Source organism: Pseudaquabacterium pictum, from assembly GCF_005403045.1.
GTDB classification, from domain to species: Bacteria; Pseudomonadota; Gammaproteobacteria; order Burkholderiales; family Burkholderiaceae_C; genus Pseudaquabacterium; species Pseudaquabacterium pictum.
Window position 1 is genome coordinate 137,447 of sequence record NZ_BJCL01000013.1, and the last position, 10,814, is coordinate 148,260.

General features: G+C 63.1%; 10 protein-coding genes and 1 pseudogene. 3 read left to right on the forward strand and 8 right to left on the reverse strand.

The window, feature by feature from the left end; translation table 11 throughout:
- Positions 1 to 47: 47 nt before the first annotated feature.
- The gene (gene ypfJ / locus FFT10_RS21055) at positions 48 to 953 is read right to left on the reverse strand and encodes a KPN_02809 family neutral zinc metallopeptidase (protein WP_137734842.1); all 906 of its coding nucleotides are present in this window, start codon (positions 951 to 953) and stop codon (positions 48 to 50) included.
- 10 nt (positions 954 to 963) lie between these two features.
- A complete protein-coding gene (dcd, locus tag FFT10_RS21060) occupies positions 964 to 1,533 on the reverse strand; it encodes a dCTP deaminase (RefSeq protein WP_137734843.1) in 570 nt (189 codons plus the stop codon).
- A gap of 118 nt (positions 1,534 to 1,651) precedes the next feature.
- Here dcd and FFT10_RS21065 point away from each other — a divergent pair, with 118 nt between their 5' ends.
- Positions 1,652 to 2,701, forward strand: coding sequence for a 2-dehydropantoate 2-reductase (locus tag FFT10_RS21065; protein WP_137734844.1), 1,050 nt, complete (start codon positions 1,652 to 1,654; stop codon positions 2,699 to 2,701).
- Between the two features lie 5 nt (positions 2,702 to 2,706).
- On the opposite strand, the gene FFT10_RS21070 is transcribed toward FFT10_RS21065, so the two are convergent.
- A complete protein-coding gene (locus FFT10_RS21070; protein WP_137734845.1) occupies positions 2,707 to 3,564 on the reverse strand; it encodes a 23S rRNA (adenine(2030)-N(6))-methyltransferase RlmJ in 858 nt (285 codons plus the stop codon).
- A gap of 65 nt (positions 3,565 to 3,629) precedes the next feature.
- On the opposite strand from FFT10_RS21070, the gene FFT10_RS21075 reads away from it, so the two are divergent.
- Positions 3,630 to 4,940, forward strand: a complete 1,311-nt coding sequence (locus tag FFT10_RS21075; protein WP_162520869.1) for a cytochrome P450 — start codon at positions 3,630 to 3,632, stop codon at positions 4,938 to 4,940.
- A gap of 506 nt (positions 4,941 to 5,446) precedes the next feature.
- Here the strand turns inward: FFT10_RS21075 and FFT10_RS21080 are convergent.
- From FFT10_RS21080 to FFT10_RS28620, 3 genes are all read right to left on the reverse strand, one after another.
- Positions 5,447 to 5,626, reverse strand: a complete 180-nt coding sequence (locus FFT10_RS21080; protein ID WP_137734847.1) for a hypothetical protein — start codon at positions 5,624 to 5,626, stop codon at positions 5,447 to 5,449.
- Between the two features lie 187 nt (positions 5,627 to 5,813).
- Positions 5,814 to 5,975: a hypothetical protein gene (locus FFT10_RS27695; RefSeq protein WP_154694096.1), complete on the reverse strand. Its 162-nt coding sequence runs from the start codon at positions 5,973 to 5,975 to the stop codon at positions 5,814 to 5,816.
- A gap of 1,134 nt (positions 5,976 to 7,109) precedes the next feature.
- Complete coding sequence (locus FFT10_RS28620; RefSeq protein WP_265575356.1) at positions 7,110 to 7,232, reverse strand: hypothetical protein; 123 nt, start codon at positions 7,230 to 7,232, stop codon at positions 7,110 to 7,112.
- A 29-nt stretch (positions 7,233 to 7,261) separates the two neighbouring features.
- Here FFT10_RS28620 and FFT10_RS21085 point away from each other — a divergent pair, with 29 nt between their 5' ends.
- Positions 7,262 to 8,161: a ParB/RepB/Spo0J family partition protein gene (locus FFT10_RS21085; RefSeq protein ID WP_162520870.1), complete on the forward strand. Its 900-nt coding sequence runs from the start codon at positions 7,262 to 7,264 to the stop codon at positions 8,159 to 8,161.
- Between the two features lie 413 nt (positions 8,162 to 8,574).
- On the opposite strand, the gene FFT10_RS21090 is transcribed toward FFT10_RS21085, so the two are convergent.
- Complete coding sequence (locus FFT10_RS21090; RefSeq protein WP_137734849.1) at positions 8,575 to 8,754, reverse strand: hypothetical protein; 180 nt, start codon at positions 8,752 to 8,754, stop codon at positions 8,575 to 8,577.
- Between the two features lie 1,302 nt (positions 8,755 to 10,056).
- A pseudogene (locus FFT10_RS21095) lies at positions 10,057 to 10,814 on the reverse strand (IS5 family transposase); the annotation flags it as partial.

The following is a 10,814-nucleotide window of genomic DNA, read 5'->3' on the forward strand; positions in this document are numbered from 1 at the left end:
GTCCTCCTCGGGTGGATGTGGTGCGTTGGTGTTGTGCGGGCCGCCGGTCAGAGCCGGCGTGCGTCGAAGGTGTTGCAGTCGGCCATGCGGCCGCCGCCCAGCCCACGCTGGAACCATGCCACCCGCTGCGCGCTGGTGCCATGGGTGAAGCTGTCGGGCCGCACGGCGCCGCCGGCCTGGCGCTGCAGGGCATCGTCGCCGATGCGGGCGGCGGCGTTCAGCGCCTCTTCCACATCGCCCTGCTCCAGCACCTGGCGGCTGCGCTGGGCATGGTGGGCCCACACGCCGGCCAGGCAATCGGCCTGCAGTTCCAGGCGCACGCTCAGGGCGTTCATGCGGGTTTCGGAGATGCGGCCGCGCTGGGCGTCCACCTTGGCGGTGATGCCCAGCAGGTGCTGCACATGGTGGCCCACCTCATGGGCGATGACATAGGCCTGGGCAAAGTCGCCCGGTGCGCCGAGCTGGTCGCGCAGCGTCTGGTAGAAGGCCAGGTCAATGTAGACCTTCTGGTCGCCGGGGCAGTAGAACGGGCCCATCGCCGTCTGGCCAGTGCCGCAGGCGGTGGGCGTGGCGCCGCGGAACAGCACCAGTTTCGGATCCTGGTACACACCGCCCTGGGCACGGAACAGCTCGCGCCACACATCCTCGGTGTCGGCCAGCACGGTGGAGACGAAGCGGCCCAGCGGGTCGGGCGGCGGCCGGACGGCCGGTGCGGTCTGCACCTGGGGCGCCGGCTGCACCATGCCGCCGCCCTCGCCGCCCAGCAGGCCCAGCACGGTCAGCGGGTTGATGCCGAAGATCCAGCCGGCCACCAGGGCGATGGCCACCGTGCCCAGGCCCAACCCCCGACCGCCCACACGCCGGCCACCCGGCGCACCACCGGGCATGCCACCACCGCCGGCGTCACGCCGGTCCTCGACGTTCTCGCTCTGGCGCTGGCCTTCCCACTTCATGGCGTGCCGATCAGGTCTTGGGCAGGGTGACGCCGCGCTGGCCCTGGTACTTGCCGCCGCGGTCCTTGTAGCTGGTTTCGCAGACCTCGTCGCTCTCGAAGAACAGCACCTGGGCGCAGCCCTCGCCGGCGTAGATCTTGGCCGGCAGCGGCGTGGTGTTGCTGAACTCCAGCGTCACATAGCCTTCCCACTCGGGCTCGAACGGGGTGACGTTGACGATGATGCCGCAGCGGGCATAGGTGCTCTTGCCCAGGCAGATGGTCAGCACATTGCGCGGGATGCGGAAATACTCCACCGTGCGGGCCAGCGCAAAACTGTTGGGCGGGATGATGCAGACATCGGCCTCGATGTCGACGAAGCTCTTCTCGTCGAAGTTCTTCGGGTCCACCACGGTGCTGTAGATGTTGGTGAACACCTTGAACTCGCGGGCGCAGCGGATGTCGTAGCCGTAGCTGCTGGTCCCATAGCTGACGATCTTCTGGCCATCGGCGGCCTGGCGCACCTGGCCGGGCTCGAACGGCTCGATCATGCCGGTCTGCTCGGCCATGCGGCGGATCCAACGGTCGCTCTTGATGCTCATCGGGGGGCTCGGCGTGGCTGTCCTGGGACGGTCAGGCATTCTAGGAGCCGGTGCCGGCCCGCCGGAATGTGGTCCACTGCCGGCCCGAACCACCTGTGCTGCTTCCGGAGTCTCCTGCATGGCCGCGCCCGCGTCCCCGTCCGTCCCCCCTGCCCCGGCTGGCCCGGCCCCCACCGTGCTGGTGATGGGCGCCGGCAGCATCGGCGGCTGGCTGGGCGGGCGGCTGCAGGCGGCCGGCGCGGTGGTGCACTTCGTCGGCCGCCCGCGCATGCTGCAGGCGCTGCAAGCGCAGGGCCTGACCCTGACCGACCGCGACGGCGGCCAGTGGCAGCTGCCTGCCGCCCGCCTGCAGCTGCATCCCGCGGTGCCCGAAGGCCTGCGCCCCGATCTGGTGCTGCTGTGCGTGAAGAGCGGCGCCACCGCCGCCGCGGCCGCCGAGCTGATTGCGGCACTTCCGGCGGGCACGCTGGTGCTGTCGATGCAGAACGGCATCAGCAATGTCGACACCGCCGAGGCCGCGGCGCCCGGGCTCACCTGGCTGCGCGGCATGGTGCCGTACAACGTGGCCGAGCTGGGCCCCGGCCAGCTGCACCGCGGCACCGACGGCCAGCTGGCGGTGCAGGCCCACCCCGGCCTGGCGCCCTGGCTGGACTGGTTCGACACCGCCGGCCTGACCCTGGCGCTGCATGAGGACATGCTGCCGGTGCAGTGGGGCAAGCTGCTGCTGAACCTGAACAACGCGGTCAATGCGCTGAGCGGGCTGCCGCTGCGCCAGCAGCTGCTCAACGCCGACCTGCGGCAGTGCACTGCCGCACTGATCAGCGAGACGCTGTACCTGCTGAAGCAGGCCGGCATCAGGCCGGCGCGGCTGGGGGCTGTGCGGCCGGGCCTGCTGCCGGTGGTGCTGCGCCTGCCCACACCGCTGTTCCGCCTGCTGGCGCGGCGCATGCTGCGCATCGACGACAAGGCGCGCTCCAGCATGGCCGATGACCTGGCGCGCAACCGGCCCACCGAGATCGACGCCATCCAGGGCGAGGTGCTGCGCCTGGCCACCCGGCTGAACCTGCTGGCGCCCTGCAATGCCCGCATCAGCCAGCTGGTGCGCGCCTGGTCGCCACGCAGCCAGCCGATGGGCGGGCGCAGCCTGCGCAAGTTCCTGAATCTGTAGGCGGCTCAGGCCTCGGCCGACAGCTCCAGCCGCTGGCTGGCGCCGGCAAACTGGCCCAGCAGGCGCACCAGCACTTGCAGAGCCTCGCGCAGTTGGGCGCGCAGGGTGTGCGGCGGGTTGATCACGAACACGCCGCTTCCCAGCATGCCGAAGCCACGCTCGTTCGGCTCGGCCACGGTCAGCCGGGCATGCAGCCAGCCCTTGCGGGCCTGGGCGTTGGCCAGCGCCTTCAGCCGCACCGGCAGGTTGGCGGATTCCCGCGCATCGATCTGCGGGTACCAGACCATCACCATGCCCTCGGCGAAGCGGGTCAGCGCCTCCTGGGTGGCGGCGGCCACGGCGGCGTAGTCGGTCTTCAGCTCGTAGCTTGGGTCCATCAGCAGCAGGCCGCGCCGGGTGGGCGGCGGCAGCTGGGCCTTGATGCCGGCAAAGCCGTCGGCATGCTGCACCTGCACCGTGCGGTCGTCGGCAAAGGCCTCGGCCAGCAGGGTGTGGTCGGTGGGGTGCAGCTCGTACAGGCGCAGCTGGTCCTGCGGGCGCATCAACGCCTTGGCCAGGCAGGGTGAGCCGGGGTAGGCCAGCAGCTCGTCCTGCGGGTTGAACTGGCGCACCGCGGCGATGTAGTCGGCCAGCAGCGGCGGCAGGCTGCCCTGCTGCCACAGCCTGGCGATGCCCTGGCGGTACTCGCCCAGCTTCTGCGCCGCATCGGCATGCAGGGCATAGGCGCCGGCGCCGGCATGGGTGTCGACCAGCCGCCAGCCCTTGTCCTTGGCATTGAGGTGGTGCAGCACGGCCACCAGGGTGGCGTGCTTGAGCACGTCGGCATGGTTGCCGGCGTGGAAGGCATGGCGGTAAGCGAGCATGCGCGCACTGTGCCACGGCGGGCATCATGGCGGCTTCGCCAACCCGTCCGCACCGATTCCGCTGCATGACCGCCCTGCCCTACCAAGCCATTCCCCTGGTCAAAGGCCTGCCGCTGGTGGGCAACCTGCCGAAGTTCCTGCGCAGCCCGCTGGACAACGCCCGCAGCCTGGAGGTGCACGGCAACGTGGTGCGCTCGCGCACCTTCTTCGAGACGGTGACGCTGCTGGGCCCCGAGGCCAACCAGTTCGTGCTGCACGACCGCGAGGGCAACTTCAGCAGCCGCGGCGGCTGGTATTACTGGATCGACGCGGTGTTCCCCGGCGCCATCATGGCGATGGACGACCCGGCCCACAAGCACCACCGCCGCATCATGCAGGGCGCCTTCAAGCGCAGCGCGATGGAGCGCTACGTGGCCGACATGGGCCCGGTGATCGCCGATGTGCTGGCCACCTGGCCCGATGGCGGCATGAAGGTGTTTCCGCAGGTCAAGGCACTGACGCTGAACATCGCCGCCCGGGTGTTCATGGGCATGGCCCTGGGGCCCGAGGCCGACCGCATGAACCAGGCCTTCATCGACACGGTGGAAGCGTCGCTGGCGCTGATCCGCAAGCCGGTGCCGCCCTTCGGCATGTGGCGCGGCGTGCGGGCCCGCCGCTTCCTGGTGGACCTGATGCGCAGCAAGCTGGCCGAGAAGCTCGCCAGCGAGGGCCCCGACCTGTTCAGCCAGCTGTGCCATGCCCGGGGCGAAGACGGCGAGCGCTTCAGCGACGACGAGGTCGTCAACCACATGATCTTCCTGATGATGGCGGCGCACGACACCACCACATCCACGCTGACCACCCTCTTCTACTGCCTGGCCCGCGACCCGGCCTGGCAGGACCGCCTGCGCGCCGATGCCCAGGCTCTGCCACACGCCCAGCTGCAGTACGCCGACCTGCCCGCCTGCGAACGCACCGAATGGGCGATGAAGGAGGCGCTGCGGCTGTACCCGCCGCTGACCAGCATCCCGCGCAAGGCCGCGAAGGACTGCAGCTTCGGCGGTTTCCAGATCCCCAAGGGCACGCCGGTGGGCATCTCGCCGATCCACACCCACCACATGCCGTCGATCTGGACCGACCCGCACCGCTTCGACCCCGAGCGCTTCGGCCCCGGCCGCGCCGAGCACAAGCGCCATGCCTATGCCTACCTGCCCTTCGGCGGCGGCGCCCACCTCTGCATCGGCCAGCACTTCGCCGACATGGAGGTCAAGAGCGTGCTGCACCAGGTGCTGCGGCAGTTCCGGTTCAGCGTGCCCGAGGGCTACCGCATGCCCTACCAGCTGGTGCCGATCGCCAAGCCCAGGGACGGGCTACCGATCACGCTGCATCGCGTCTAGATACTGCCCGCCGTCTTCGCCAAACCGTCAGCCGGTGTTATCCGTCTGAACCCATGCCGCAGGCCAGTTGCCGGAAGAAATGCTTCATTTCGGCAAGCAGCGATAGAGGCACCCTAGTAGGCGAACCCATCCCGCCGCATGCAGCGAACCCGCGCGCATGGGCGTCAAACAGCATTTCGAGGCGCTGCGCCGGGTAAGCCGTCAGCCAGAACGCACGCGACGCCACCAGCTTGGTGTGCGCCACCTCCAGCCGGCGGCGCAGTCCGCTTACGAACGCGTACTCGCAACTCCGGTCGAACTAAAACTCGTCGCCCGATCTCGAAGCTCATCGGCACAAACGCAGCGGGCCGCAGGGTGTCGGCCTATGCCTGACCCCTGCGGCGAACCCACACGAACACACGCGGGTAGCTGCCCGGTAACTCAGGGCCTGGATCTCCACGAAAAGCGCCTTGACCGTGCGCCGGTCGCGCACCGGGCGCCGCGCATCAGCCTGCCACGCCATATCGTCAGGTGCTCCGCTCGCGCGCACACCACGTTCGCGTCGTCGCGCCGGGGTAGTTCAGCTCGGTCACACCTTCATGGCGCAGCCAGCGCTTGAGCGTGCACTTCGACAGCCCCGTGCGTCGGCTGACTTCCCGGATGGACAGCCAATCCCATAAATGCATTCGCCTGATCTTGGCCAACATGCCCACTTTGATCACACCTGCCTCCCATGCTCGTTCCGTGAGCAGGTCAGTGTGGATACGCGGTTCAGATTTGCTGGATCAGGCCTCCTTTAGGGGGGCACTTCTGCTCGACCCTCAACCGCCCTTCTGGTTCGAGCAGACAGATTTTTAGCGAATCCATGCGTAGGACTTTCCCGGCTTCGGCTCGTCAGCCAAATGAGATTGGGATCGGAATTTGGTCGGGCCCTTCGATCGCCGCCGCAGGCTCCGGAGCTTCTTCGTCATTAGCCACCGGTCTCAGCGATACGAGCTTCCACTTGACGCCAGTCTTGCCAACGGCCGACCTCTTCTTGATGACGTCCTTGTCCACGATTTCCTCGAGGGTATTGATTGGGTACCCATCTTCGCAGTCGCGCTACATCTCGCCTCGACGGAAAGGCATGCCGGCCGCGCCGGCCCTCCCGCGTATACGGCTAGACCAGCGCGAACAGATCCGACCACGGCACCACGCCCGCCATCTCACTTAAACACGCCCGCCGCGGCGTTCGCTTCGACGACTGATCTAGGCCAAGGCTCAGGCGCTCCAAAACCGGCGCTGTCTCATCGCATGACAACTGCAACAAGCAAATGGTTGACGTGCTTTTGCTAAGCGTCGCAGGATAAATAATTGAATCACATTTAAGGCTATGGAACATTGCCTCTCCGTACAGCCCAGATTGCCGCGATAGCGTAATCTGAACGAATGCGACGCCGCTGATGCTCGGCCGACCGTCGGTGTTCCTCGATCTAGGCGGAGGTCGGCACAAGCAGAATGCCGCACAACCATCAGCTAACCGCCACCGTACTAGCTGGTCCCTCGCAAAGCGTCTACCTGGGTGAGGGGTGCTCTACCCGCACTCTCCCGCTGCTTCTGCAATAGGCCAGGGCGCGCCGGGCAGCACACCATCACCAGGTTGCACGATGAGTTGCAGGCTCAACCGAGCTTGCGCGTGTAGCGCACACATCGTAAATGGTAGCGACCGACCAATCACTTGCATGCCCCAATGTTCAATGAGCAAACGTTCCAACGAGAAGCCCACCTTCAACAGCGTATTAGCCGCAGTCCCGCACATTGATGCAAAAATTAGACGAAGATTCCAACATCTTTCAATTGCATCAAGATTGCCGGCTGAGCCGATAGTTGAACGTAACGGTTGATGCTAAAGACAGTAATCTGGATTCAACGTCTCCGCAGCGGTAGTCACACTTGAGCTGCAGAGACCCATCAGTCTGAGCTAGAGCAACAAACGTAGCAAATGTTACCGCGCAACCAACCCCTATCAAGGCTTTCAGATGTCAGCTTTTCCCAAATGGCCCAAATGGCTACGTAGCACACCAGCGTCCAGCCAGACTCCGCCCCAGTTGCCTGTCAAAAAGGCAGCGAGTCAAGCAAGAGCACGTGACGTCGAAAAGGACGTACTGCCAGACAAGAGTTCAGCCGCAAACCAAGTCCGTCCCCCAGCTTCTACCAAGGGCGCATCGTCATCAGCGCCAAATCCATCACGGACGACTGCAACAGTTCCGCCATCACTGCCGCCATCGCCTCCCGCATCTCCTCCAGCACCGCCAGCGGTAACCATTCAGTCATCGCCGGCTGCACAGATCCCTGCACCAGCAATGCAGGCGAAGATCACGAAACAGGACAGCAGTGCAAGGGCTGAGCAGCCAAAGCATGATCATACGGACAAGCAGAGCAAATCTAACGAAGTTTTTGATTCAAGGAAAATTGAAGCCAAAGATATTGTTCCAAGTCTATTGCTGAATCGGATCGAGTCGAACTATCAGACGGCCAGTTTTCAAGCACTGAAGAAAGATATCTTGCATGCCGGCGGAAACGTGCAGCCCATCAAGGTAAGGCCTACAGCAGGCGGCAAGTACGAGATCGTTTTCGGACATCGCCGTCATCGGGCTTGCGCGGATCTCAACTTGCCCGTGCTCGCTATCGTTGAAAATCTTACTGATGTCCAGCTATGGGAACAGATGGAAAGAGAAAATCGTCTGCGCAAAAATCTCTCGCCATTTGAGCAAGGAATGCACTACAAATTGGCTCTGGATAAAACACTGTTCGAATCCATACGCAGAATGGCCGAAGCAATCGGGGGAGACCCAGGAAACATCGCAAAGATGCTGGGTCTCGCCAATCTACCACAACAAGTAATCGAAGCGTTTGAAAAGACTTCGGATATTCAAGTCAACTGGGCAACACCACTAAAATGGGCGCTGGAACGCGACCGCGATGGCATGATCACCAGGGCGGAAAACATTGCCACCTCTCGAAAAACAGGCAATGCCAGCGTTGAAAAGATGTCGCCGAAATCCGTTCTAGCAGCACTGGTTGGCAGCGATTACAAGAACGCGGCGAACGATTCACAACTAGAAATTTTTTCATCAAACGGTCAGAAAAGGGCCGTGATCAAGCCAGGGAAGGGTGGCACATGGCGCATTGATTTGAGCGGCCCAGGGCTTAATTTGCACGTCTTAGAAGATAAAATCAAGAAGATCCTTGAGAGCTCATAATGCTTTCGCCTGTGCGGTTGCGCGCCAACCAGATAACTTTAGGTTGTGGGTTTCAGAAATCGCTGCTCAATTGCAGGCAACAACGATCGGCTTTCGTGCTGCATTTCTGGCTGCCATTCGTTCGACTTCTTCCCACCGGGCATTTGCGCGCTTACTCATACTACTACCGAAGTCCGTATATGTCGGGCAGTCAACAGATTGCGATGCACGACTAGCGTCCGTTCAGGCGTCACGCTCTTCGTCACGCCGCAGTAGAGCGCGTGAGCAAAATCGGCGCCTTTCTAGGAAGACTGGTTGAGCCAAAATGGCACTGATTCCCGCCAAGAGCCGCTGCGAATCGGCGACCATCGCAGCCGATGGTCAGCCTACATCTGACTCAGTGCAACCTTGGACTGATGGAGGAGCATGCCAAGTCATCTCGCGCTTGGCATCAGGTCGCCTAGGTGCGCCCGGCAGCCGGCATTGGCAACTGCATTGAGTTCCCACGCGACAGACTGCCCCTGTACTACCTCCACATCGCTGGCAAGGACAGTCATCGAGCGCATGGTTTGCAACAGGCGCAATTCGGCATCCATACCGATGTGCGTCTTCACGCTCAAAACCGCGCATGTCTGCTTGCTCTTCTACCGTTCGGAATTGCGTTCGCTGCAGCCACACTCTAATGAGCTTGGATCCGAATCAGCGTTATATCTTCAACTGCGCCAGATTTCTACTGAGATCCAATGTGGCATCGCAGATTACGTCGCTTGCATGCCCAGTACCCTCGGCGTAATCTTGTAATTCCCTAAGAATCGACGAAACGTGACGATCGTGCCGTAGTCAGGTGGCTAACTCCACAAGATATTGAGTACCGCAAAGTCGCCGAAGTGTGGTACTTCAGACGGCGCTCTTTGCTTTTCCGACTCGCGCAGAGCGAACCACTGCTGTATAGGCAGAACAGCAACGTCATCTACGCTGGCGACAGCGGGGGACCCTTCTCGCGTTCGGTCGAGTAGATCGCCAACAACCCGACTTCGCTGCCTGAATCATACATAGTTCTTCTCGCCTAAAAACTCGCGCTAGCACATGTGCTTGGTCGCCGGACTTAGGCCAAGAAAGTGCGTGAACAACGCTAGCCGCCCCAGAACATCACCGCGACTACAAGTACATAGGTGACTTGATCTTGCAGAACTTCCGTAGGCTAGTGCAGTATGGTACTGCACAACGGGACTAGAGCGAAACCAGCCGCAATCCGGCGGGATCTCGCACCTTTGGCAAGGTGGACGGCGGCGTCGATTAGCCTTGTTGGAATCATGACACTAGTCAGAGCGCTCAAATTTGAATGAACCCAGGCGATAGAAGGCTCACGGCTGGCAGGCCGACCGCGCTGCGGGCACAGTATGCCACTGACAACTGGCCCGTTTAAATTGGTGCTTGTTAGATCTTGTCGCTCTCAGCGAGGGGCGGCCCGTATCTCCAGCCCAGAGGGGCCGGCACAGTTAATCTCCTTTCAACAGCACTCTCAAACCGCTAAAAATTGGACGAGTCTGCTGCGTATTCAAAAAAATTACCATTTGAATTTTGCGGCGCAATCTACAGCTTAGAGTTACTTTGCAGCCACTTCGCATCGGGCTACATGGCGGTCTCGGCAGTTGTACGACCCACCCGCACCTGAGTATAGGCAACGAAGTCGTAGCAGCTTCGCTTCTGCCCTCATTTGCAGAATACGACTTTACTGCAAGCACTAGCTTGCCCGGGTGCGCCTTAGGGACGCTCTGCACAACGCGCCGACGCACATGCCAGCGCATCCTGATTTGATGTTCCGGCCACGGTTGTCGCGCCATTGGGCGCCTAGCGAGCCGATTTCCGGTCATTCAGACCGATCGCCGCGCCCAAGCCGGCCATTTTGGGCGCACTCATGCCCGGATTCCAATCAGCCGCCTGCGCGCCATCCACAGATTGGCCAGCGCGAACAGCGTGTGCAACTGCGCCGTGTTCTTCGCCAGACCCGGGTAGCGCACCTTCACGTGGCCGAACTGCCGCTTGATCACCCGGAACGGATGCTCGACCTTGGCGCGGATGCTGGCCTTAATCCGCTCCAGTTGGTCGGTCAGATGTTCGACCGGCTTGCCGTGGTCGAGTTGGCGACGTTTGCCCGGGCGCATCGCCACATTCCAGCGGACCTCAGGGTCTGCATCGGGTCGCTTGTCCGCACCCTGGTATCCCGCATCACCCCAGGCTTCGTCTTCCTGGCCGTGCAGCAGGCTGTTGGCGTCGACCACATCGTTGACGCTGCCGGCCGTGCCGCGCACCGTGTGCACCAGGCCGGAGTCGGCATCGGCGCCGATATGCGCCTTCATGCCGAAGAACCACTGGCTGCCCTTCTTCGACTGCTTCATCTCCGGGTCGCGCTCGCCCGTGGCGTTCTTCGTTGAACTCGGCGCGGCAATCAGCGTGGCGTCCACCACCGTGCCCGTCTTCAGCAGCAGCCCCTAGTGCTGCAGCAGGTCGTTGACCGTCTTGAGGATCTCAGGGGCCAGCTTGTGTTTCTCCAGCAGGTGGCGGAACCGCAGGATCGTCGACTCGTCAGGCAGCCGGTCGTCCCAGCCGCCGAGCCCTGCGAAATCGCGGAACAGCGGCACGTCGTGCAGCGCGTCTTCCATCGCCGGGTCGC

What these genes read in the sequence shown, in the direction of transcription:
- FFT10_RS21070 (WP_137734845.1), bottom strand. Translation starts at nt 3,564, where the DNA reads ATGCTCGCTTACCGCCATGCCTTCCACGCCGGCAACCATGCCGACGTG.
- FFT10_RS21085 (WP_162520870.1), top strand. Translation starts at nt 7,262, where the DNA reads ATGCAGGCGAAGATCACGAAACAGGACAGCAGTGCAAGGGCTGAGCAG.
- FFT10_RS21075 (WP_162520869.1), top strand. Translation starts at nt 3,630, where the DNA reads ATGACCGCCCTGCCCTACCAAGCCATTCCCCTGGTCAAAGGCCTGCCG.
- FFT10_RS28620 (WP_265575356.1), bottom strand. Translation starts at nt 7,232, where the DNA reads ATGACTGAATGGTTACCGCTGGCGGTGCTGGAGGAGATGCGGGAGGCG.
- ypfJ (WP_137734842.1), bottom strand. Translation starts at nt 953, where the DNA reads ATGAAGTGGGAAGGCCAGCGCCAGAGCGAGAACGTCGAGGACCGGCGT.
- FFT10_RS21065 (WP_137734844.1), top strand. Translation starts at nt 1,652, where the DNA reads ATGGCCGCGCCCGCGTCCCCGTCCGTCCCCCCTGCCCCGGCTGGCCCG.
- dcd (WP_137734843.1), bottom strand. Translation starts at nt 1,533, where the DNA reads ATGAGCATCAAGAGCGACCGTTGGATCCGCCGCATGGCCGAGCAGACC.
- FFT10_RS21080 (WP_137734847.1), bottom strand. Translation starts at nt 5,626, where the DNA reads ATGTTGGCCAAGATCAGGCGAATGCATTTATGGGATTGGCTGTCCATC.